Below are 21,000 nucleotides of genomic sequence, written 5' to 3' on the forward strand. Positions count from 1 at the left end.
CACCTATTCTGCGGCGTTGAAAATTGGCGAAAGCGCCTATGACTGCGTCTTTCTCCCCGTCACTATACGGGGAGAAATGTCCGGCAGGACAATGAGGGGCGGCGCTGCCCTATAATAAGTTCATCACTGCCCCGCCGGGAGCAGCTTGAAATCCGGCAGCTCCCGCAACACCAACTCCGGTCCGGCCGGCGAATAGACCACGAAGAGTTGCATCGGCCCGTCGCCTGTGTTCAGCGTCGAGTGGAAACGGCTTTCTGGTACATAGATAGTGCAGCCGGGGCCGACCTTGGCTACCACCGGATTGCCCTTCTCGTCCTCGACCATCTGTTCACCATGGCCGGAGATGACGAAGATGATCTCCTCGGCGCCCGGATGGTTGTGGCGGGTGTGACCTTTGCCGGAAGGCAGGTCGACGACGCCGCCGGAAAAGCGGGTAGCGCCATTCACTTCCGGTGCCACCGTCAGCGATAGTTTTCCCCAGTCGAAGCCGAAGGCGCTGACGTCCTTCGGATAGACAAACACCTTGCTCTTGTCGGTCATCTCTCTCTCATCCCTTCTTTTTCTTCGTCGTCGCTTTGTCGCCGCCCAGTGTGACAGCCTTGAAATCGGCCGTCTGTCTGGCGATCGCGGCTTCCGCCGGCAGCCGTTCCATCGAACTCGCGCCGTAGAAGCCATGCAGGCCCTTGGCGCGAGACAGAATGTAGCGGGCGTCATCCGGCATCGAGATCGGGCCGCCATGGCAAAGCAGGATGACATCCTTGCGTACCGAGCGTGCCGCCTCGGCGATGGCGTCGATCGCGACCACGCAGTCGTCGAGCGACTTGGCCGAGGTGGCGCCGATCGAGCCGCCCGTCGTCACGCCCATATGGGCAACCACGATGTCGGCGCCGGCCTTGGTCATGGCGCGCGCCTCGTCGGGGTTGAAGACATAGGGCGTGGTCAAGAGGTCAAGCTTGTGCGCCTCGGCGATCATGTCGACCTCGAGCCCGAAGCCCATGCCGGTTTCCTCGAAACTCTGCCGCATGGTGCCGTCGAACAGGCCGATGGTCGGGAAATTCTGCACGCCGGAAAAGCCCATCGTCTTCAGTTCGGCCAGCAGCAGCGGCATGATGACGAAGGGGTCGGTGCCGTTGACGCCGGCCAGCACCGGTGTCTTCTTGACCACCGGCAGCACCTCATAGGCCATTTCCTTGACGATCTCGTTGGCATTGCCATAGGCGAGCAGGCCGGCGGCGGAGCCGCGGCCGGCCATGCGATAGCGGCCGGAATTGTAGATGATGATAAGGTCGATGCCGCCGGCCTCCTCGGCCTTGGCCGACAGGCCGGTGCCGGCCCCGCCGCCGACGATCGGCACGCCCTTGTCGATCATTCCACGGAATTTCTTCAGTATGTCCTTGCGCGGTATTGCGGGCATTTCTTGGAACCTCAGTGTCTGGCTATTTCGAGAAAAGCCGCGACCGCGGCCCTGGCGAATTCGGGGTCGTTGATGTGCAATGGCAAGCGCGTGACGCGACGGTTGGCACTTGGCTTGATCGAGCGCTCGATGGCTTCGAACAGGGCGGCGTCGGCTTCTCGATCGAAGAAGGCGCCACCTTCGATGTCGAGTGCCGAGACGCCTTTTTCAGGAATGAGAAAATGCACCGATCCCTCGCAGAGGGCGAGCCTGGTGCCGATCCACTCGCCGATCGCGCGGCATTCGTCCGCGCTTGTGCGCATCAGCGTGACGTTGGGATTGTGCTCGTAGAAAAGCCGGCCGCGATAGCGTTCCGGTATGGTCGACGGCGCCCAGAAGTTGACCATGTCGAGCGCGCCGACCGAACCGATGTAGGGTAGCTTGCTGCGGGCAATCGCGCCGAAGCGGTCCTCCGTTGCCGGCAGCACGCCGCCGAACATGAGATCGCAGACCTCGGTCGTGGTGATGTCGATGACACCGGACAGCAGGCCGCTGTCGGCCAGCTTTTCCATGCTGCGGCCGCCAGTGCCGGTGGCGTGGAAGACCATGCAGTCATATCCGGAGCGGAGCTGGTCGGCGATCGCCGTCACGCAAGGCGTGGTGACGCCGAACATGGTGAGCCCGATCGACGGCTTGCCGTCGGGCGCCGGGGCCGGGCTCGCCGCCATGCCCGCTATCGCCTGGGCGGCGTTGTGCAGCACGACGCGGGAAAGCCGATTCAATCCCGCCATGTCGGTGACCGATGGCATCATGATGATGTCGGAGACGTCGACATAAGGCGCCGTGTCGCCGGAGGCGAGCGTCGAGACCATGATTTTCGGCAGGCCGAGCGGCAGCGCGCGCATGCCCGACGTGATGATCGAGGTGCCGCCGCCGCCGCCTATGCCGATCAGGGCAGCGATGTCGTTTCGCGATTGGACGAAGCGGGTGAAGGCGACGCCCATGGCGGCAACCGCGGCGCCGCGGTCATCGCTGCCGAGCACGGCCGCGCTGCCGTCAGGATGATGACCGGCCACCTGCTTCGCGCTGATGTCGACGGGAACGGTTGAAGCGCGCGTTCCGACATCAATGCGAGAAACGGCAGCGCCCGTGGCGGCGATAGCGTCGGCCAGGAAGGCAAGTTCCTCGCCCTTGGTGTCGGCGGTGCCCACGACGTAGATGCGCTTCATGGGCGGTTCCCAGGTCATTGCAAATTTTTGAGACGCGCGTATCATATTGATATGGATATCTCACGTCAACGAGCCACTTCAGGCGACGACACGGAGCGGGGTAGCGGCCAGGCTGCCGAGCGTGGACCCCGGGCGCGCACGAAACGGTTGATGCTTGAGACGGCGACACGACTGATGCAGGCGGGTGTCACGCCGTCGGTGAGCGAGGTGGCGGAAGCGGCGGAGGTTTCCCGCGCCACCGCCTATCGCTATTTCCCCAGCCAGGCGGCACTGGTGCAGGCCGTCGTCGACGAGGGGCTGGGACCAATCCTGACCTGGCAATCGACCTCTGCGGACGCCGAGCGCCGGGTCGCGGATCTGTTCGACACGGCGATGCCGCGCATCGAGGCTTTTGAGGCGACGTTCAAGGCGGCACTGAAACTGTCGCTCGATCAATGGGCGCGACGCCAGGCCGGCACGCTGGGCGGTGAGCCGGCCTTCACCCGCGGTCATCGCGTCGATCTGCTGCAGCAGGCGATTGCCCCGCTCAAGGGCCATTTGCCGCCGCACGACTTCAAGCGCCTGGCGCAGGCGCTGTCGCTGATCTTCGGTGTCGAGGTGCTGATCGTGCTCAAGGATATCTGGGGCCTGGACAGCCGCAAGACGCGGTCCGTCGCGCAATGGGCGGCAGGCGCCCTGGTGCGCGCGGCGGTGGCGGAATCGATTGGTGAAGGAGGTGGCGACGGTTCAAGCGTGGTCGTGAAGTAGGACCCATCTGGTTCGACCAGATTTGCATGCCGACTATCAATATTATCCCTGACGCAGGGATCTGTGCAACGCCCCTGCGTATCACTGAGTAGGAAAATCATTGGAAAACAGGCAGATAAAGCCTGAATTCCGTCGGAACGACCAAGCCCGTCTTCCAAGAAAGGGCTTGACGACGATGCAAAATTGGTAATACCAGATTAGAAAAGAAAAGTGGATCAAAAGTGAGGGCTGCGATCCATTTTCCGGCAGGGCGAGGAGGCCCGAAACCGGAAAGGTGCGATCACGGGAGGAACTACCGGAGCCGGCCCCGTTGCCGGCTCACATGACAGGGTAGAATGCGCACAAGGGAGGAAATCATTATGCGCAAGTTAGTGACCAGCGTGCTTGCTGGTATCGGCTTAACGCTTGCCTGCGGAACGTCAGTCTACGCGCAGGAAAAGTCGCTCACCATCTTCTGGGCGGAATGGGATCCGGCCAATTACCTGCAGGAACTCGGCAACGAATACGAGAAGGAAACCGGCGTCAAGATCACGGTGGAGACCACGCCGTGGGCCGACTTCCAGACGAAGGCCTTCACCGAGTTCAACGCCCATGGCGACGCCTATGACCTGGTCGTCGGCGACTCGCAATGGCTGGGCGCCGGCTCGACCGGTGGCCACTATGTCGACCTGACGGACTTCTTCAAGAAGCACGATCTCGGCAATGTCATGGCACCGGCGACGGTGAAATATTACGCCGAATATCCCGGCAACAGCGGCAAGTACTGGGCCATTCCGCTCGAAGGCGACGCTGTCGGCTGGTCCTACCGCAAGGACTGGTTCGAGGATCCCAAGGAGAAGGAAGCGTTCAAGGCCAAATATGGCTACGACCTCGATGTGCCGAAGGATTTCAAGGCGCTGCGCGACATAGCCGAGTTCTTCTATCGGCCCGACCAGAAGCGCTACGGCATCGCGATCTATACCGACAATTCCTATGATGCGATGGCAATGGGCTTCGAGAACGCGCTGTTCTCCTACGGCGGCGAGCTGGGTGACTATGCGACCTACAAGGTCGATGGCCACATCAATTCCGACAAGGCCGTAGCCGCGCTCGACGCTTACAAGGAACTCTACAAGTTCACGCCTCCCGGCTGGGCCAAATCGTTCTTCGTCGAGGATAACCAGGCGATCACCGAGAACCTGGCGGCGATGAGCATGAACTTCTTCGCCTTCTTCCCCTCGCTGATAAACGAGGCGTCGAACCCGAACGCCAAAAACACCGGCTTCTTCGCCAACCCGCCGGGACCGAATGGCGACCAGTTCGCCGCACTTGGTGGTCAGGGCATCTCCGTCATCTCGTACTCGAAGAAGCAGGACGAGGCGATGAAGTTCCTTGAATGGTTCATCAAGGACGAGACCCAGAAAAAGTGGGCGGCCCTTGGCGGTTATACCTGCAGCGCGGCGGTGCTCAAATCGCCGGAATTCCAGAGCGCAACGCCTTACAACAAGGCCTTCTACGAGACCATGTTCAAGGTGAAGGACTTCTGGGCGGTGCCGGAATACGCCGAACTGCTGCAGCAGCTCAACCAGCGCATCTATCCCTACATGATCGGCGGCGACGGCACCGCCAAGGAAACGCTGGACGCGCTGGCCGCCGACTGGAACGCGACGTTCAAGAAGTACGGCCGCGTTCAGTAACAATCATGCCTCACGGAGGGGGCGTTGGTGCCTCCTCCGTTTCTTTTTCTGCAAATGGGAGAGGGGTCTTGGCGACCACGATGATCACAACGCTGGACAGGTCCTCGCGGGCGGCCACGCGCGGCCTGAGCGACATTTCGATCCGCAACCTCTTCATTGTTCCGACGGTCCTGTTCCTGATCGTCTTCAACATCTTTCCGCTGATCTATTCGCTTGGCTATTCCTTCACCGACTTCCGCGCCTCGACCAACGCGCCGGCGAATTTCGTAGGGCTGCAGAACTATCGCGACCTGCTCAACGACCCCTATGTCTGGTCCAATTTCGCCATCACGGCGAAATACGTCATCATCTCAGTCGCCGGCCAGCTGCTTGTCGGCTTCGGCGTGGCGATGCTGCTCAACCGCGATATCCCGCTCAAGGGCCTTATCACCACGCTGCTGCTGCTGCCGATGATGCTGTCGATGGCTGTCGTCGGCTTGTTCTGGAAGCTTCTCTACGACCCATCATGGGGCGTCATCAATTATGCGCTGGGGCTCGGCAATTTCGAGTGGCTGGCCGATCCCAAGATGGCGCTCTACGCCGTCGCGCTGACCGACATCTGGATGTGGTCGCCCTTCGTCATGCTGTTGTCGCTGGCGGGTCTCTCGGCGGTGCCGAAACATCTCTACGAGGCCGCCGCGATCGACCGTGCCGGGCCGTTCTACACGTTCTTCCGCATCACACTGCCGCTGGTGGCGCCGATCCTGATGATCGCGGTCATCTTCCGGACCATGGAAGCGTTCAAGACTTTCGACCTCGCCTACATCCTGACCAGCCAGCCGACGGCCGAACTGATCTCGATCCGGCTCTACAAGATGGCGTTCCAGGAATGGCAGACCGGGCGCTCCTGCGCGATGGCCTACATCGTGCTGATCATGGTGCTGGCCATCACCAACATCTACGTCAAATACCTCAACAAGGTGAAGGAGCGCTGAGATGGCCGCCGTCCGCACTTCTTCCGAGATCGGCTTCAACCGCGTCGCCATCGTCGCCGTGCTGGTGGTGACGATCATCTTCCTTGCCCCAATCTACTGGATCGCCTCGACGGCATTCAAGCCGCGCAACCTGGCCACGACCATCCCGCCGACGGTCGTCTTCCAGCCGGAGATTTCGCCTTTCGTGAAGCTGTTTACCAAGCGCTCGCAATTGCGCAGCCCGCCGACGCCCGAAGAATACGCGGCGGCGCCATGGTGGGAGCGGGTCGTTTTCGATGGCGGCGAGAAGATCGTGCGCGACGGCAAAGGCCAGGTGCAGTGGTCGGGCTATCCGAGCCGCTTCCTGAATTCGCTGATCATCGCCATCACCTCGACAGTGCTGGCGGTCGGCATGGGCACGTTCACCGCCTACGGCTTCTCGCGCTTCAAGGTGAAGGGGGAGGCGGATCTGCTCTTCTTCATCCTGTCGACACGCATGCTGCCGCCGGTGGTGGTGGCGATCCCGATGTTCCTCATGTACCGCGCGGTCGGCCTCAACGACACCCATATCGGCCTGATCATTCTCTACACCGCCTTCAACCTGTCCTTCTCGGTCTGGCTGATGAAGGGTTTCATGGACGAGATTCCGAAAGAATATGAGGAAGCGGCCCTCGTCGACGGTTACACGCGCATGGAGGCCTTCTTCAAGATCGTGCTGCCGGAGGCCGCCACCGGCATCGCCGCCACTGCCGTGTTCTGCTTCATCACAGCGTGGAACGAATATGCCTTCGCGCTGATCATGACCAATCGCCGTGCGCAGACAGCGCCGCCCTTCATCCCCAGCCAGGTCGGCTCCGGCCTGCCCGACTGGACGGTGATCGCCGCCGGAACGTTCCTGTTCCTGCTGCCGGTCGCCATCTTCACCTTCCTGCTCCGCAATCATTTGCTGCGCGGCATGTCCTTCGGAGCGATCCGCAAATGAGCTTTCGCGCCATCAATCAGAAATATCTGGAGCCTGGTTCGCAGGTGCTCATGGTGCTCGGCATCGTGGCACTCTGCCAGCCCTGGAACATGCTGCTGCACACATATGGCCTGACCATCATCCTGATCGGGCTGATCGGCTTCAACATCACCTCGAAAATCGCGCCTGAGGAGGAAGCCGGCACCGGCCATGCCGCGCGAAATCCGGGAGCAGAGCATTGACCCAGATCGAGCTTCGCGGCGTGCAGAAATTCTTCGGCGCCGTCCAGGTCATCAAGGACCTCAACCTCAAGATTGCCGACAACGAGTTCATCGTGCTGCTCGGCCAATCGGGCTGCGGCAAGACGACGACGCTGCGCGCGATCGCCGGGCTGGAGACGATCGACGAGGGCGACATCCTCATCGACGGCAAGCCGGTCCAGCATCTGAAGGCCGCCGACCGCGACATCGCCATGGTGTTCCAGTCGTTCTCGCTCTACCCGCATATGAGCGTCTACGAGAACATCGCCTTCCCCTTGCGCGCCACGCGCAAAAGCAAGGCCGAGATCGACAGCGAGGTGCGCTCGGTCGCCAAGACCCTGCAGATATCGGATCTGCTCGGCAAGAAGCCATCGGCACTTTCGGGCGGCGACATGCAGCGCGTCGCCATCGGCCGGGCGCTGGTGCGGCGGCCGAAGGCTATGCTGATGGACGAGCCGATCGGCGCGCTCGATGCCAAGTTGCGCGAGGAGATGCGGGCCGAGATCAAGCGGCTGCACATCAAGCAGGGCTCGACCACGATCTATGTCACGCACGACCAGATCGAGGCGATGAGCCTCGCCGACCGCATCGTCATCATGCATGAAGGCGTGCTGCAGCAGGTGGGCACGCCCGACGAGGTCTATTCGCGCCCGGCCAATCTGTTCGTGGCGCAATTCGTCGGCAGCCCGGTGATGAATGTCGCCGACGCGGCGGTGGCCGAGAAAGCCGCGTCCGCATCGGTGACGGTCGGTGACGCGGCCACCGGCTTCGAGTTTCCGCGCGCTCTGCTGTCGAAGCTCAACGGCCATGCCGGCGGCCAGCTGGCGCTCGGCATCCGTCCGGAAGGCGTGCTCATTCGCCGTGACGCGGCCGACGGCTTCATGGCCGTCGAGACGCAGATCGTCGAACCGCTGGGGTCCTTCGATATCGTCGACCTGAAGGTCGGCTCCAAGATGCTGCGCGCCCGTACCAAGAGCGGCTTCATCTCGGGGCCCGGCGAGAAGGTCTTTGCGCGGATCGATCCGACGCAGGCGCATTTCTTCGACAAGGCAAGCGGCAAGTCGCTGGAAGTGAGATTGTGATGGCCCATATCCAGCTCAAGAATATCTCCAAGAGTTTCGGTAATCACACGGCCCTGACCGGGCTCGATCTCGACATCGCCGATGGCGAGTTCTTCGTGTTGCTCGGCGAGACGGGCGCCGGCAAGACGACGACGCTGCGGCTGATCGCAGGCCTCGAGAAACCGAGCGAGGGGCAGGTCCTCATCGACGGCGTCGACGTTGCCGACTGGGGCGCGGCCGAACGTGACGTGGCGCTGGTGCTGCAGCAATATTCGCTCTATCCGCGCTACACGGTGCGTGAAAACCTCGAATTCCCGCTGAAGCCGAAGATCCGCCGGCTGCCCGATGCCGAGATCAAGGACCGCGTCGACCGCGCTGCCCGCACACTGCGCATCGAGCACTTGCTCGACCGCAAGACCGACCGCCTGTCCGGCGGCGAGATGCAGCGCGTCTCGATCGGCCGCGCCATCGTGCGCAAGCCGCGCGTGTTCCTGATGGACGAGCCGCTGTCGGCGCTCGATGCCAAATTGCGCGAGGCGCTGCGCACGGAACTGAAGAACCTGCAGATACAGCTCGGCGCCACGTTCCTGTTCGTCACCCACGACCAGATCGAGGCGATGTCGATGGGCGACAAGGTTGGCGTGCTCAACCATGGCCGCATCGTCCAGACCGGCACGCCGCACGAGATCTACAACAACCCGCGCGACACCTATGTGGCAAGCTTCGTCGGCTCGCCGCCGATGAACCTCATCGACGGCAAGCTGGTCAACAACCGCGCGGTGATGGCACCGATGAATTTCGAGCTGCCGCTTTCTGGGGGAGCCAAGACGAGTGCGGCGACCGACGGTCGCCCGCTCGTCTTCGGCATCCGTCCCGAAGATGTCTATCTGGAAAGCGGCGCTCCGGTCGAGGCGCGTGTCCATGACGTGGAAAATCATGGCGTCGAGAAGATCCTGACGCTGCGCGTCGGCGACACAACACTGCGCGCAACGGTGCCGGCCAGGACCGATGTCGCGATCGAACAGCCGGTGCGTTTTGCCTGGAACCCGGACAAGGTGGTGCTGTTCGACAAGGGCAGCGGTGTCAGCTTGCGCCACGCCGGGTGACGCGCTGTTTCTGATCAGCCGGGTAGCCTTGCTACGAAGGATACTGGCTCAACTGGCCTGGCGGACTTCGGCCTGTTCCTCGGCGCGAAGGTGGCTGGGCGCCGCGCCGATGACCCGCTTGAAGGCACGGCTGAAGGCGGCGTCCGATTCATAGCCAAGGCGGGCGGCAACGACTGATATTTTCATCCGGTCGCGGACCAGCCACTGACGCGCCTGATGCATCCTGACCTGGGTGACATATCTTGCCGGCGTTTCGCCGACGATGGTGGCGAAACGTTCGGCAAAACCCGAGCGCGAGGCGCCCATCATCCGGGCCAGCGACTCGACCGTCCAGTCATGGTCAGGTTCGAGATGGATGGCGGCCAGCACGCGACCGATGTCGCGGTCCTTGACCGCGGCGATCCAGCCGGAGGAGTCGCCGCAACCACGTTCGACCCAGGAGCGGATGACGGTGGCGGCAAGCACATCGGCCAGCCGTGCCAGGATGCCGCCGGAGCCGACACGCTCCATCGTCACTTCGCGCGCCATGGACTCCAGCAGGTGTGGAATGCCGGGCTCGTAGGCTTCCAGCTCGTGCGTGCGCATCACGTCCGGCATCATGCCGAGCAGGGGGTGCAGGCCGTCGATGTTGAAATACATCGCGGCGCAGAAAAGCAGCGTTCCGGGCTGACAATTCTTGTCGCACATCTCCGCGTTTGACGTGCAATAGACATCCTTGCAGACTTCCTCGAGCTCGTAGCCATGGATCGGCCAGGCCTGCGCCCCGGGTTCGCTGGCCAGCACATGCGCCTCGCCTCGTGGAAGCAGCACCGCGTCGCCAGCATTGAGCTGCACCCATTCGCCGGATGGCTGCTTGAGCCAGCAGCCCTTGCGGCCGATGAAATGAAACCGCGCTCCGGGCTGAGCCGGGAACTGGATACCCCAAGGCTCCTTCATTTCGCAGCGGCCATACTCGACACCGTCGAGACGCAGGCCCCGCAATATGTCAGTCAGCGGGTCGCCGGTAATCGGGATTTTGGACGAACGGTCATGCATGATGGGGTTTCTAGCATGGAAACTCCAACCCGTCACTCCCTATGTTGCATCGCAGCCAAATGTTGCGCCGCAAACAAATCGGAGACTGACCATGGCCGAACCCGCGACAGGCGTCATCGACGCCGCACTTCTGAACCCCACAGAAACCGATGAGCGAGCCGAGCCGGCATGGGGTGCCGTGGTTTCGCTGGCGCTTGGCGTTTTCGGCCTCGTCACCGCCGAATTCCTGCCCGCCAGCCTGCTGACGCCGATGGCGCGCGATCTCGGTGTCAGCGAAGGCGTGGCCGGGCAAGCGGTGACGGCAACCGCCATAGTCGGCGCCATCGCAGCGCCCACCATGGCCATCATCACAAGGCGCATGGACCGCAGGTTCGTGACGTGGATGCTGACGGCATTCCTCATCTTGTCCAACCTCCTGGCCACCTTTGCCTCATCGCTGTCCATGCTTCTGCTTGCCCGCGTCGTGCTCGGCGTTGCGCTCGGCGGCTTCTGGGCGATGTCGGCGGCCATGGCGTTGCGGCTGGTGCCGATGCGGCTGATGCCGCGCGCCATGTCGATCATCCTGACCGGGGTCTCGCTGGCCACCGTCACCGCCGCTCCGGTCGGCGCCTATGTCGGCGACATCTGGGGATGGCGCACGGCGTTCATGATTGCCACCATCGTCGGCGCCTTGGCGCTGCTGGTGCAATTGGCCACCATTCCGAAGCTGCCACCGGTGGGTGTCGCAAGCTTCCGCACCTTGCTCGATGTGCTGGAGCGGCCGTCGATCCGGGTGGCGCTGCTGGTCGTGCTGCTGGTCGCGTCCGGGCATTTTGCCGGCTTCACCTATGTGCGCCCCTTCCTCGAAAAGGTGCCGGTGCTCGACATCGAGACGATCTCGCTGGTGCTGCTGGCCTATGGCGTAGGCGGTTTCTTCGGCAATATCGCCGGCGGCATCCTGGCGGAGCGTAACCTCAAGGCGGCCGTTGCCCTGGCGCCCTTGCTGATTGCGCTGGCCGCCGCCTCGATGCTGATCTTTGGCGCCTCGCCGACGATTGCCGCCACCGCCGTCGCCGCCTGGGGTTTTGCCTTCGGCGCGGTGCCGGTCGGGCTGCAGAGCTGGCTGGTGCGGGCAGCGCCGGACCAGGCCGAAAGTGCCGGCGGCTTGATGGTGGCGACCTTCCAGGTGGCGATCGCGCTGGGCGCCGTCTTCGGCGGCTTGCTGGTCGACCATACCGGCGTGGCCAGCGCCTTCGCCTATTGCGGCATCGCAACGCTGCTGGCGGCGATCGTCGTGTTCCTGCGTGGCCCGAAGCAGGCCGAATAGTCTCCCATCCCTGACCTGCCCAGCGGCCCGAGAACCATCATGGTTCTCGGGCCGCTGCCGTTGTGATGGCGGCAACGAAGCGGTTGAGGCTGTCCTCGATATAGGTGGCGACTTCAACTGCCGGATCGAAGCTCCACCACAGGAGGGAGCCTTGCCAGTGCGACGCCATCAGCAGGCCGATGTCCCGCGGAGGTGTGGGCGTTGCCGCGAAACAAGCCGCCAGTGCCTTGCAAAGGGCTGTCTTCCAGGCCGCACCGCGCGTCCTGAGCACGGGGTCTCGCAAATCCTCGCGCAAGACGAGCAGGCCTTCGGCATAGGCTTCGATGCCGCCATAGCCCTGCGACAACGCCACCAGCAATTCAATGGCGCCGGCCGGGGTCTTGGGCACGCTGGCGGCCAGCATCCTGGTCCTGTCGTCGAGGCCGTCCCAGGCATGCAGCAAGGTGCGCTGCTTCAACCGCGCCTTATTGCCAAAGCGCTGCACCAGTGTTGCACCGGAGAGGCCGCAGGCCTTTGCCAGGCGCTCGAAGGTAAGCGCCTCCGGGCCATGCTCGTGCATCAGCCGCAATGCGCTCTCCAGTACCTGCTCGTCGGATTGGGTCTTGGGACGGGTCATCTTGACATTCCATTATAACCGAACGATCATTTATATATGATGGATGTGGCGCAAGCCATCCTTATTTGATCGATGCGTGCCGTTCTTGGGAGAGTTCAATGACGTTGCAAGGAAAAGTTGCTCTGGTTGCCGGTGGCACACGAGGTGCCGGGCGCGGCATAGCGGTCGAGCTCGGCGCTGCCGGCGCCACTGTCTATGTCACCGGGCGGAGCACGCGCGCGCAGCAATCGGAGTATGCGCGGCCCGAAACAATCGAGGAGACGGCGGAAATGGTCACAGCGACCGGCGGCAGGGGCATCGCCGTGCAGGTCGACCATCTCGTGTCCGACGATGTGCGCAGGCTGGTCGAGCGCATCCGCACCGAACAGGGCCGTCTCGATATCCTGGTCAACGACATCTGGGGCGGTGAGAAGCTCTTCGAATGGGACAAGCCAGTCTGGGACCACAATCTGGAGAACGGTTTGCGCATGCTGCGTCTGGCCATAGACACCCATCTGATCACCGCCCACCATGCGCTGCCCCTCATGATCGAGCAGCCGGGCGGGCTGCTGGTCGAAGTCACGGACGGCACCGCCGAATACAATGCCGATCACTACCGCCTGTCGCCTTTCTACGATCTCGCCAAGGTCGCGGTGAACCGCATGGCCTGGGCCCATGCCAAGGACCTTGCGAAACACGGAGCCACCTCAGTCTCGTTGACGCCCGGCTGGCTGCGATCGGAGATGATGCTGGAGGCTTTTGGAGTACGCGAGGAAAATTGGCGTGATGCAACCGCGACGGTGCCGCATTTCGTCATTTCGGAGACGCCGCGCTTCGTTGGGCGCGCCGTTGCCGCGTTGGCTGCGGATCCTGATCGCTCACGCTGGAACGGGCAGTCGCTATCCAGCGGCGGGCTGGCGCGAGTCTACGGCTTTACCGACCTCGACGGTTCGCGGCCCGATGCCTGGCGCTATGTGCCGGAGGTGCAGGACGCCGGCAAGCCAGCCGACGCAACGGGCTATCGGTGATGCGATCTGGAGTCGCTCAGGCCGAACGCCCGTCAAAATCGAAGACCGGCAAGGTGGACGGGTCGATATCGGCGACGCAGTTGAGGTTGATGTAAGCGTTGCGTTCGCCGCTTTCGCGGAGATCCTCGGCGAAAGGGTGGATGCCGCAGGTGCGGCAGAAGCGGTGCGCCATGGTGTGGTTGCCGAATGTGTAGGTGCCCAGATCATCGCCCCAGGCCAGGACGGTCAGGCTCTCATGCGGGATGGCGCACAGCAAGGCGCCCTTGCGCGAGCAAATCGAACAATTGCACCTGATGGCACCGGTCAGTTCCGCCTTGAATTCCAGGCCGACCTTGCCGCAGTGACAGCTGCCTTTGTACAGCATCAGTATCTTCCTATCGCTGGCAGGTGCAAAGGCACGCTGGCCGGGTTATCCCTTTCGCAGGCCCAACCGGCTGCGTTAAGTCTTTGTTTTTTCGCAATTCCCAAGGGCAAAGCGCCATGTGCTTTGCCCGGGGAAAACCGCACACACTTTTCCTGGAATTGCTTTAAAGACGTTGCATTCTGGCGGAGTCCGACATCGACATGCAATCCATCCGTGACCGTCTCGAAATCATCCTGTCACGTCTTGCCAATCGTGCGGCCGACGAGAAGGTCTTCACCAGGCTCTATGCCGAACCCGCGCGGGCCGTGGCGGACGCCAGCGATGCCCGTAAGCGCGCCGGTGTGACGCTTGGGCCGCTCGACGGCACCATCGTCTCGATCAAGGATCTGTTCGATGTCGCGGGCGAACAAACGACGGCGGGCTCGCTGATGCTCAGAACCGCCGCGCCCGCGTCGGATGACGCCGCCATCGTCCGCCGGCTGCGGCAAGCCGGTGCGGTCATCATCGGCAAGACCAACATGACCGAATTCGCCTTCACCGCGATCGGCGACAACATGCACTACGGCACGCCAGGCAATGCCGTTGACGCCACCCGCATCCCCGGCGGTTCGTCGTCCGGCGCCGGCGTTTCCGTCGGCGAGGGGACGAGCGACGTCTCGATCGGATCCGACACCGGCGGGTCGATCCGCATTCCTGCCGCGCTCAATGGCGTCGTCGGCTTCAAGCCGACGGCGCGGCGCGTGCCGCTGGCCGGCGCCTTTCCGCTGTCTGGCACCTTGGACTCGATCGGGCCGCTTGCCCGAACCGTCGCGCAATGTGCCGCCACCGATGCCGTGATGGCCGGCGAGGTGCCGACCGAGCTGGTGGCCGTATCGCTCGCGGGACTTCGCGTTGGTGTGCCGCGCGGCGTTCTTTTCGGCGACACGGAAGGTGAGGTCATGACGTCGTTCGAGCGTTGTCTCGGCAAGATCGAACAGGCTGGCGCGCGCATTGCGGATCTGTCGATCGACGACATGATTGCCGATCTGCGCGCGGCGACCAAACGTGGCTCGATCGCTGCCATGGAAGGGGCCGAGGTGCATGCCGACTGGCTGGCGACAGGCGCATCGGCGCCGGTCGACCCGCATGTCAGCGGGCCTTTGTCGCGAGCGGCGATGCTGCCGGTGCCGGTCTACATCAGGGCCTTGCGCCGCCGCCGCGCGCTCGTCGCCGCCATGGATGAGCGGCTGGCGTCGGTCGATGTGCTGGTTCTGCCGACCACGCCGGTGACGGCGCCGACCATCGTCTCCATGGCCGAGAATGCCGAGCTGCGCGACCACGTCGAAGGCCTGCTGTTGCGCAACACACAGGTCGCCAACCAGTTCGACCTCTGCGCGATCTCGCTGCCGATGCCTGATATGGCGCTGCCGGCCGGACTGATGCTGGTCGCGCGCAATGGCCACGATCGGCATCTGTTGCGGATTGCCGCCGAAGTGGAGAGGCTGCTGGCTGGTTGATCGGCAGGGAGCCGCGAATTGCGGATCAGTGTGACGAGCAATGCTTGCGTTCGCTGTCCTTGGCGGTGCGTACTATGCGGGTCGCGACCAGCCAGGGCAGGCTGTAATCCTTACCGGTGATGGTCTGGGTGCGGTGCTCGATCGAGCCCCTGACGACGATCTCCCCGCTGTACAGCACGTCGGACTGATCCGTTATCGCCTTGTCGGCCTGCGGCAAGCCGCTGGTGTCGATCGACACACCCTTGATGATCGTGCCAGTGGCAAGATCAAGCGCGCTGTTCGATGGGCAGGGCGCCTTGAAGCAGCGCAGCCCATTGTCACAATAGACATAGCTGCTCTCGGCTGCGGCGACTGTCGGCAAGGCGCAGATGGACGAGGCTGCGGCAATCAGAAATGCGAGGTGAAGACCGGACATGGCCGCACCGTCGCGAAGAATTGGGGCGAAACCGCGATGCTCTAGATGTCGAGCGGAAACCGGCTCCGGTAATGATCGACAACTTCGGGATTGCGCAGATTGACCGGCAGCTTGCCGGCCAGCACCAGCAAGGCTTCGCCCGCCGCGCCGACGCCCATGCGCATCATCGATTCCTCGGTAATCCCTGCCATATGCGGGGTGATGATGACGTTGTCGAAGCCGAAATAGGGATGATTGGACGGCAGCGGCTGCGTCGAGAACACATCGAGCGCGGCGCCGCCGATGCGGCGCTCCCGCAAGGCCTCGATCAGGGCGTCGTCATCGACGACCGGCCCACGCGAAACGTTGATCAGCAGCGCGTTGGGTTTCATGCGGGCGATGCGCTCACGACTGATCAGGCCACGCGTCTCCGGCGTCAGCGGACAGCAGAGCACGATGATGTCGCTCTGCTCTACCAGCGCGTCGATCGACAGGAAGCCGACTTTGTCCGGCGCCGGCTGCATGCTGCGCGTCGTTGCCACCACCTTCAGGTCGAAACCATGCGCCGCGATATGGCCGACGGCCTGGCCGACGGCGCCGAGGCCGACGATGCCGATGGTCTTGCCGGCAAGCTCGATATTGGCGTTGGCATGCTCGCGTCCGGCGAGCCAGCCTTTGGCGCGCAGGTCGCGGTCGACCCTGCGGAATTGCCGCAGCAGCGCCAGTGCGGTGAACATGACGTGTTCCGCGACCGAGCGCGCATTGACCGCCGGCACGTTGGCCACCAGCACGCCGGCGGCGGCCGCCGCTTCCATTGGTATCATGTCGAGCCCGGCGCCATGGCGGATCGCCGCCCGCAGCTTCCAGGCACCCTCGAACAGGGCTGGTGGCAGCGACGCGCGCACGATGACGATGTCGGAATCCTTCGCCTCCCGGGTTAAGGTGGCGGCATCGAGGGCCGAAGCGATGACGAGTTGACCGGCGCCGGCGAGCTTGGCCGAGGCGCGCGGGTGCAGCGGATGGGTCGACAGGATCTTTGGCACGGACTGGACCACGGTCAGGCCTTTTCGAGCGCCGGGCTCGCGGCAACCGCGTTGCCGCCCTCGATCAGCCCCTTCCAATAGCTCTCCGCGCCTTGAAGGTGGGCACTCATCAGCGCCTGGGCGAGATTGCCGTCTCTGCGCAGCAGAGCCTCGTAGATCTGCACGTGCTCGGCATGCGAGCGCACGCTGCGTTCGGGATCGTTGAAGTAGATCGGCAGGCGCTGTTCGCCCATCAGATAATAGACGCTGCAGATGTTGTGGAAGACGCTGTTCTTGGTGGCGCGAACGATCTCGAGGTGAAACTCGCGGTCTTCCTTGGCGAGGCCTTCGCCGGCGGCGATGCGCTCCTCGGAAGCCTTGAGGATTTCGCGCAGCCGCTCGAAATTCTCCTCGGTGGCGCGCGAGCAGGCAAGCTCGGCGGCTTTGATTTCGTGGATCTTGCGTAGCTCGACCGTCTCGTAGATCTGCAACGGATCGAGCGGCAGGCCGGCGCGCGCGAACAGGGCCAGCGCCTCGACGCTCGCCTGCTTGGTGTCGATGTAGATGCCGGACTTCGCCCGACGCTCGACGATGCGCATGGCTTCCAGAATGGCCAGAGCCTCGCGGATCTGGCCGCGGCTGACGCCGAAATGCTCGGCCAGTTCACGCTCCGACGGCGTGCGGCCGGTCTCGCTGTCCGAGTGGGAGAACAGATAGGCGGCGAGTTCCGCGAGGAGGTTCTTTTCTTTCATCGTCAACTGCGTTGCGCGTGCGCCTCCAGGAATCGCTCAGAAATGGTGAACCCCAATCCAGGCTTTTCCGGGATCGCTATCATACCGTCCGTTGCTTCGACAGTCTCTTCGATCAGATCATGGATCATCGGGTTGGCGCCGAGCGAATATTCGACGATGAAACTCGACGGCGAGGCGGCACAGACATGCAAGCCGGCGAAGAAGCAGGGCGCGCCGGCCCACAGATGTGGCGCAAAGCGCAGATTGAAGGCGCTGGCGATGGTGCCGATCTTCATCGCCTCGCTGATGCCGCCGCAGAAGGCGGGATCGGGCTGGAAGATATCGGCTGATTTGAGCACGGCAAGATCGCGGAAGGCGTAACGCGTCGCCTCACTCTCGCCGGTGGCGATCGGAACAGCGCCGGAGGCCCGCACTTCCGCCATGCCCGGCTTGTCGTCGGCAATGATCGGCTCCTCGAACCAGGCGAGATCGAGGTCGTTGACAAGGTGGATGAAGCGCTTGGCTTCCGCCACCGTATAGGTGCCGTGGGCGTCGACCATCAGTTCGACATCGGGGCCGAGCGCCTGGCGTGCGGCGCGCACACGGGCGGCGGAGACGTGTGCTGCCCCATCCATGGCGCCGACCCGCATCTTCAGCGCCTTGAAGCCGCCCCGGGCTATGTAGGATTTCAATTGCTCGCCGATGGCATCCGCGGACGCCCAGCCGCCCGAGGCATAGGCCTGCATGCGGTCGACCTTGCGGCCGCCGAGCAGCCGCCAGACCGGCACGCCGAGCGACTTGCCCAGGATGTCCCAGAGCGCGATGTCAATCGCGCTGATGGCGGCGATGCTCATGCCGCGCCGGGCGAGCTGCGGCATGGCGTGGCCGGTGCGCGCGGCACTGTCGTGGCGCACGCCGTTGTAGAGCATCTCCCAGATGATTCCGATATCGGCCGGATCCCGGCCGATCAGCTGCGGGCCGACCTCATGGTTCAGCATGTGGACGAGGGCGCCGTAGCTGCCGGCGCTGCCGGCGGCGTTCTTGCCTTCGCCCCAGCCGACCAGCCCGTCATCGGTTTCGATGCGCAGGATGGCGGCGTCGAAGGTCGTCACCTGGCCGAAGTCGCTGCGGTGCTGCCGAGCGGCTTCGATCGGGATGCGGACCCACCAGGCTTGGACGGTCTTGATGCGCATGTTTTTCCCCAGCCCTGCCGCCGGTCAGGGCGGAAGGGCAAATTTCCCAAAAAGTGTCGACTACTTGATCAGCGGCAGCAGCGTTTCGGCGGTGATGCGCATCTGGTCGGTGTAGAATTTCTCGGTCAGCACGCTGGAGCCGTGATCCTGGATAAATTTCAGCTGCTCAGGCGAGATATCAACCGGGTGGCGCTCGACCATTTCGGGATAGGGCGCCGCCGGCGTGCGGTCGACCGGAGCGACGAACTCATTGGTCAGCGCGCCGTCGTAGCCGACTTCCTTCAAGGTGGCGACGATCTTCGGCCAGTCGATCTGGCCGAGGCCGGCGGCGAAGCGGTTGTTGTCGGCGACATGGAAGTCGAACAGCCGCTTTCCGATCTTACGGATGGCGTCGTAGACGTTAAATTCCTCCATGTGGATGTGGTAGGCGTCGAGGCAGACGCCGCATTCGGGGCTCACGGCATCGGCCAGCGCCAGCGCCTGGGCGCCGCGATTGAACAGATAGGTCTCGAAGCGGTTGAGCGGTTCGACGGCGATCTTGACGCCGACCTTCTTGGCATGGGTGAAGCACTCGCGGGTCGCGTCGACCACCCACTTCCATTCCTCTTCCTCGGTGCCGTCCGGCACCACCTTGCCAACGGTGGCGGGGACGAGCGTGATGATCTCGCCGTCGAGTTCGCTGACCATGGTCAGCACGTCCTTGACGTACTGCACCGAGCGCTCGCGCTGGCCCTGGTTCTTGGCGGCAAGGTTGCGTTCGCCCAGCATCAAGGTCACCGCGCCCCAGCAGCGGATGCCATGCTCCTTCAGCAGCGCCCGCGTCTCCTTGGTCTTGTACTGTTCGGGCTCACCGGAAATCTCGATCGACTCATAGCCGAACTTCTTGATGCGCTTGAGGGTAGTCTCCAGGGGTTCCGCGCGCATCCAGTTGTGCGTCGAAAGATGCATGGTCTGTCCTTCCCAAATTCGTCCGTATGGTTTGCCTGCGACATGCATCGCCGAAAGGCGACGCAAGGGTTCCTCCCCAAGGCACCCCCAGCCTTTTCCTGCAAACTGGTTCGACCAATTGGGCCTGAAGCGAGGTCTACAGCAAATTGCTTGGAACGGCAAGAAGTGCGCAAGCGCAACTTTTTGTGCGAATTATTCCATTGATTGTATTGCGATATATGACGATATTTCGGGTGTGCCGACGGCTTTGAAGATGCATTGCGAGGCTTGACCAAATTTCGCTATTTGGTAATACCAGAATGGCAGTGCCTGCAAAGCGCCCGGTGCGAAAAGACCAAAATGGCTGGCCCTGCTTCCAATCGGCGCTATGCTTGGTCGCGACAAAATGAGGGAGGATGCCGATGCCGACGACAATGAAGGGCCCTGGGCTGTTTCTGGCGCAGTTCGCGGGTGACGCGGCGCCATTCAATTCGCTGGCCTCGATCACCAAATGGGCCGCCGGTCTCGGCTATAAAGGCGTGCAGATCCCGACCTGGGACGGGCGCCTGTTCGACCTCAAGAAGGCAGCCTCTTCCAAGACCTATTGCGACGAGGTCAAGGGCATCTGTGCCGATGCCGGCGTCGAGATCACCGAACTGTCGACGCATCTGCAGGGGCAGTTGGTGGCGGTACATCCGGCCTATGATACGCAGTTCGACGGCTTCGCACCGGCCTCGGTCCACAACAATCCCAAGGCGCGGCAGAAATGGGCGGTCGAGCAGATGAAGTTCGGCGCCAAGGCATCGCGCAATCTCGGGCTTGACGCCTCGGTGTCGTTCACCGGCTCGCTGGCTTTCCCTTATCTCTACCCCTTCCCGCAGCGGCCGGCCGGACTGATCGAGGAGGCCTTTGGCGAACTCGGCAAACGCTGGAAGCCGATCCTCGATGTGTATGAGGACAATGGCGTCGATGTCGGCTACGAAATTCATCCCTCCGAGGACGTGTTCGACGGCGCCACCTTCGAGATGTTCCTCGATGCGGTCGGCGGCCACAAGCGCTGCAACATCAACTACGACCCGTCGCACTTCCTCCTGCAGCAGCTCGACTATCTCGAATTCATCGACATCTACCACGAGCGCATCAAGGCGTTCCACGTGAAGGACGCCGAGTTCAATCCGACCGGCCGGCAAGGCGTCTATTCCGGCTATCAGAGCTGGACCAACCGCGCCGGCCGCTTCCGCTCGCTCGGTGACGGGCAGGTGGATTTCGGCGGCATCTTCTCCAAGCTGACGCAGTACAATTATGATTCCTGGGCGGTCCTGGAGTGGGAGTGCTGCCTGAAGCATCCCGAAGACGGCGCGGCCGAAGGCGCACCCTTCATCCAGCACCACATCATCCGCGTGACGGAAAAGGCATTCGACGACTTTGCCGGCGGCACCACCGACAAGAAGCTGCTGCGCGCGATGATGGGCATCTAGCGCGGCTTGTCCCTCCCCCGAGGGGGAGGGTGGCCCGAAGGGCCG

At 63.1% G+C, this 21,000-nt stretch carries 22 protein-coding genes; 11 read left to right on the forward strand and 11 right to left on the reverse strand.

Translation table 11 applies throughout. The features are described from left to right. Positions 1-123: 123 nt before the first annotated feature. Genes MesoLj_RS09635 through MesoLj_RS09645 form a run of 3 tightly spaced genes read right to left on the reverse strand, consistent with a single transcriptional unit; the run spans position 124 to position 2,622 of the window. Entirely contained in the window at positions 124-540 is a 417-nt protein-coding gene (locus tag MesoLj_RS09635) for a cupin domain-containing protein (protein ID WP_202325852.1), read from the reverse strand. A 7-nt stretch (positions 541-547) separates the two neighbouring features. Further along, entirely contained in the window at positions 548-1,414 is an 867-nt protein-coding gene (locus MesoLj_RS09640; RefSeq protein ID WP_140772192.1) for a phosphoenolpyruvate hydrolase family protein, read from the reverse strand. Positions 1,415-1,425: 11 nt separating this feature from the next. Then, positions 1,426-2,622, reverse strand: coding sequence for a Tm-1-like ATP-binding domain-containing protein (locus MesoLj_RS09645; protein WP_202325853.1), 1,197 nt, complete (start codon positions 2,620-2,622; stop codon positions 1,426-1,428). Positions 2,623-2,673: 51 nt separating this feature from the next. On the opposite strand from MesoLj_RS09645, the gene MesoLj_RS09650 reads away from it, so the two are divergent. The 7 genes from MesoLj_RS09650 to MesoLj_RS09680 all read left to right on the forward strand — a co-directional run bounded on the left by MesoLj_RS09650 (position 2,674) and on the right by MesoLj_RS09680 (position 9,386). Continuing rightward, positions 2,674-3,369: a TetR/AcrR family transcriptional regulator gene (locus tag MesoLj_RS09650; protein ID WP_202325854.1), complete on the forward strand. Its 696-nt coding sequence runs from the start codon at positions 2,674-2,676 to the stop codon at positions 3,367-3,369. Positions 3,370-3,728: 359 nt separating this feature from the next. Further along, entirely contained in the window at positions 3,729-5,045 is a 1,317-nt protein-coding gene (locus MesoLj_RS09655; RefSeq protein WP_140772186.1) for an ABC transporter substrate-binding protein, read from the forward strand. Positions 5,046-5,113: 68 nt separating this feature from the next. Beyond that, on the forward strand, positions 5,114-6,019 hold the full coding sequence (locus MesoLj_RS09660; RefSeq protein WP_056568286.1) for a carbohydrate ABC transporter permease: 906 nt from the start codon (positions 5,114-5,116) through the stop codon (positions 6,017-6,019). A gap of 1 nt (position 6,020) precedes the next feature. Further along, positions 6,021-6,980, forward strand: coding sequence for a carbohydrate ABC transporter permease (locus MesoLj_RS09665; protein ID WP_056568289.1), 960 nt, complete (start codon positions 6,021-6,023; stop codon positions 6,978-6,980). After that, positions 6,977-7,201 carry a hypothetical protein gene (locus MesoLj_RS09670; protein WP_140772182.1) on the forward strand — a complete coding sequence of 75 codons (225 nt, stop codon included), beginning with the start codon at positions 6,977-6,979 and terminating at the stop codon, positions 7,199-7,201. Before MesoLj_RS09665 ends, MesoLj_RS09670 begins: the two co-directional genes overlap by 4 nt. Beyond that, on the forward strand, positions 7,198-8,301 hold the full coding sequence (locus tag MesoLj_RS09675; RefSeq protein WP_140772180.1) for an ABC transporter ATP-binding protein: 1,104 nt from the start codon (positions 7,198-7,200) through the stop codon (positions 8,299-8,301). Before MesoLj_RS09670 ends, MesoLj_RS09675 begins: the two co-directional genes overlap by 4 nt. After that, a complete protein-coding gene (locus MesoLj_RS09680; protein WP_202325855.1) occupies positions 8,301-9,386 on the forward strand; it encodes an ABC transporter ATP-binding protein in 1,086 nt (361 codons plus the stop codon). The genes MesoLj_RS09675 and MesoLj_RS09680 overlap by 1 nt, the downstream gene beginning before the upstream one ends. Before the next feature lie 48 nt (positions 9,387-9,434). Here MesoLj_RS09680 and MesoLj_RS09685 read toward each other — a convergent pair whose 3' ends face one another. Continuing rightward, positions 9,435-10,421, reverse strand: coding sequence for an AraC family transcriptional regulator (locus tag MesoLj_RS09685; protein ID WP_202325856.1), 987 nt, complete (start codon positions 10,419-10,421; stop codon positions 9,435-9,437). A 91-nt stretch (positions 10,422-10,512) separates the two neighbouring features. On the opposite strand from MesoLj_RS09685, the gene MesoLj_RS09690 reads away from it, so the two are divergent. Next, positions 10,513-11,727, forward strand: coding sequence for an MFS transporter (locus tag MesoLj_RS09690; RefSeq protein WP_202325857.1), 1,215 nt, complete (start codon positions 10,513-10,515; stop codon positions 11,725-11,727). A 37-nt stretch (positions 11,728-11,764) separates the two neighbouring features. On the opposite strand, the gene MesoLj_RS09695 is transcribed toward MesoLj_RS09690, so the two are convergent. Continuing rightward, complete coding sequence (locus MesoLj_RS09695) at positions 11,765-12,343, reverse strand: TetR/AcrR family transcriptional regulator (RefSeq protein WP_202325858.1); 579 nt, start codon at positions 12,341-12,343, stop codon at positions 11,765-11,767. A 98-nt stretch (positions 12,344-12,441) separates the two neighbouring features. Here MesoLj_RS09695 and MesoLj_RS09700 point away from each other — a divergent pair, with 98 nt between their 5' ends. Then, positions 12,442-13,350 carry an SDR family oxidoreductase gene (locus tag MesoLj_RS09700; protein WP_202325859.1) on the forward strand — a complete coding sequence of 303 codons (909 nt, stop codon included), beginning with the start codon at positions 12,442-12,444 and terminating at the stop codon, positions 13,348-13,350. Positions 13,351-13,366: 16 nt separating this feature from the next. On the opposite strand, the gene MesoLj_RS09705 is transcribed toward MesoLj_RS09700, so the two are convergent. Beyond that, positions 13,367-13,714, reverse strand: coding sequence for a GFA family protein (locus MesoLj_RS09705; RefSeq protein ID WP_202325860.1), 348 nt, complete (start codon positions 13,712-13,714; stop codon positions 13,367-13,369). A 200-nt stretch (positions 13,715-13,914) separates the two neighbouring features. Between MesoLj_RS09705 and MesoLj_RS09710 the strand changes: the two genes are divergently transcribed. After that, positions 13,915-15,210 (forward strand): amidase, encoded by a 1,296-nt coding sequence (locus MesoLj_RS09710; RefSeq protein ID WP_202325861.1) that lies wholly within the window; start codon positions 13,915-13,917, stop codon positions 15,208-15,210. A gap of 25 nt (positions 15,211-15,235) precedes the next feature. Here the strand turns inward: MesoLj_RS09710 and MesoLj_RS09715 are convergent, their stop codons facing one another. Genes MesoLj_RS09715 through MesoLj_RS09735 form a run of 5 tightly spaced genes read right to left on the reverse strand, consistent with a single transcriptional unit; the run spans position 15,236 to position 19,498 of the window. Continuing rightward, positions 15,236-15,625, reverse strand: a complete 390-nt coding sequence (locus MesoLj_RS09715; RefSeq protein ID WP_202325862.1) for a hypothetical protein — start codon at positions 15,623-15,625, stop codon at positions 15,236-15,238. A gap of 41 nt (positions 15,626-15,666) precedes the next feature. Beyond that, on the reverse strand, positions 15,667-16,659 hold the full coding sequence (locus MesoLj_RS09720; RefSeq protein ID WP_446720305.1) for a hydroxyacid dehydrogenase: 993 nt from the start codon (positions 16,657-16,659) through the stop codon (positions 15,667-15,669). Between the two features lie 2 nt (positions 16,660-16,661). Beyond that, positions 16,662-17,378, reverse strand: a complete 717-nt coding sequence (locus tag MesoLj_RS09725) for a FadR/GntR family transcriptional regulator (RefSeq protein ID WP_056568322.1) — start codon at positions 17,376-17,378, stop codon at positions 16,662-16,664. Between the two features lie 2 nt (positions 17,379-17,380). Then, complete coding sequence (locus tag MesoLj_RS09730; protein WP_056568326.1) at positions 17,381-18,550, reverse strand: mandelate racemase/muconate lactonizing enzyme family protein; 1,170 nt, start codon at positions 18,548-18,550, stop codon at positions 17,381-17,383. Between the two features lie 60 nt (positions 18,551-18,610). Next, positions 18,611-19,498 carry a sugar phosphate isomerase/epimerase family protein gene (locus MesoLj_RS09735; RefSeq protein WP_140772162.1) on the reverse strand — a complete coding sequence of 296 codons (888 nt, stop codon included), beginning with the start codon at positions 19,496-19,498 and terminating at the stop codon, positions 18,611-18,613. A gap of 401 nt (positions 19,499-19,899) precedes the next feature. Between MesoLj_RS09735 and MesoLj_RS09740 the strand changes: the two genes are divergently transcribed. After that, positions 19,900-20,955: a sugar phosphate isomerase/epimerase family protein gene (locus MesoLj_RS09740; RefSeq protein ID WP_140772161.1), complete on the forward strand. Its 1,056-nt coding sequence runs from the start codon at positions 19,900-19,902 to the stop codon at positions 20,953-20,955. Positions 20,956-21,000 lie beyond the last annotated feature (45 nt).

The sequence above is a fragment of the Mesorhizobium sp. 113-3-9 genome, assembly GCF_016756515.1.
In the GTDB taxonomy this organism is placed as follows: Bacteria; Pseudomonadota; Alphaproteobacteria; order Rhizobiales; family Rhizobiaceae; genus Mesorhizobium.

Bases quoted from the DNA above. Each gene is read 5' to 3' on its own strand.
- MesoLj_RS09635 (WP_202325852.1), bottom strand. From the start codon at position 540: ATGACCGACAAGAGCAAGGTGTTTGTCTATCCGAAGGACGTCAGCGCC.
- MesoLj_RS09640 (WP_140772192.1), bottom strand. From the start codon at position 1,414: ATGCCCGCAATACCGCGCAAGGACATACTGAAGAAATTCCGTGGAATG.
- MesoLj_RS09645 (WP_202325853.1), bottom strand. From the start codon at position 2,622: ATGAAGCGCATCTACGTCGTGGGCACCGCCGACACCAAGGGCGAGGAA.
- MesoLj_RS09650 (WP_202325854.1), top strand. From the start codon at position 2,674: ATGGATATCTCACGTCAACGAGCCACTTCAGGCGACGACACGGAGCGG.
- MesoLj_RS09655 (WP_140772186.1), top strand. From the start codon at position 3,729: ATGCGCAAGTTAGTGACCAGCGTGCTTGCTGGTATCGGCTTAACGCTT.
- MesoLj_RS09665 (WP_056568289.1), top strand. From the start codon at position 6,021: ATGGCCGCCGTCCGCACTTCTTCCGAGATCGGCTTCAACCGCGTCGCC.
- MesoLj_RS09670 (WP_140772182.1), top strand. From the start codon at position 6,977: ATGAGCTTTCGCGCCATCAATCAGAAATATCTGGAGCCTGGTTCGCAG.
- MesoLj_RS09680 (WP_202325855.1), top strand. From the start codon at position 8,301: ATGGCCCATATCCAGCTCAAGAATATCTCCAAGAGTTTCGGTAATCAC.
- MesoLj_RS09685 (WP_202325856.1), bottom strand. From the start codon at position 10,421: ATGCATGACCGTTCGTCCAAAATCCCGATTACCGGCGACCCGCTGACT.
- MesoLj_RS09690 (WP_202325857.1), top strand. From the start codon at position 10,513: ATGGCCGAACCCGCGACAGGCGTCATCGACGCCGCACTTCTGAACCCC.
- MesoLj_RS09695 (WP_202325858.1), bottom strand. From the start codon at position 12,343: ATGACCCGTCCCAAGACCCAATCCGACGAGCAGGTACTGGAGAGCGCA.
- MesoLj_RS09700 (WP_202325859.1), top strand. From the start codon at position 12,442: ATGACGTTGCAAGGAAAAGTTGCTCTGGTTGCCGGTGGCACACGAGGT.
- MesoLj_RS09705 (WP_202325860.1), bottom strand. From the start codon at position 13,714: ATGCTGTACAAAGGCAGCTGTCACTGCGGCAAGGTCGGCCTGGAATTC.
- MesoLj_RS09710 (WP_202325861.1), top strand. From the start codon at position 13,915: ATGCAATCCATCCGTGACCGTCTCGAAATCATCCTGTCACGTCTTGCC.
- MesoLj_RS09715 (WP_202325862.1), bottom strand. From the start codon at position 15,625: ATGTCCGGTCTTCACCTCGCATTTCTGATTGCCGCAGCCTCGTCCATC.
- MesoLj_RS09725 (WP_056568322.1), bottom strand. From the start codon at position 17,378: ATGAAAGAAAAGAACCTCCTCGCGGAACTCGCCGCCTATCTGTTCTCC.
- MesoLj_RS09730 (WP_056568326.1), bottom strand. From the start codon at position 18,550: ATGCGCATCAAGACCGTCCAAGCCTGGTGGGTCCGCATCCCGATCGAA.
- MesoLj_RS09735 (WP_140772162.1), bottom strand. From the start codon at position 19,498: ATGCATCTTTCGACGCACAACTGGATGCGCGCGGAACCCCTGGAGACT.
- MesoLj_RS09740 (WP_140772161.1), top strand. From the start codon at position 19,900: ATGCCGACGACAATGAAGGGCCCTGGGCTGTTTCTGGCGCAGTTCGCG.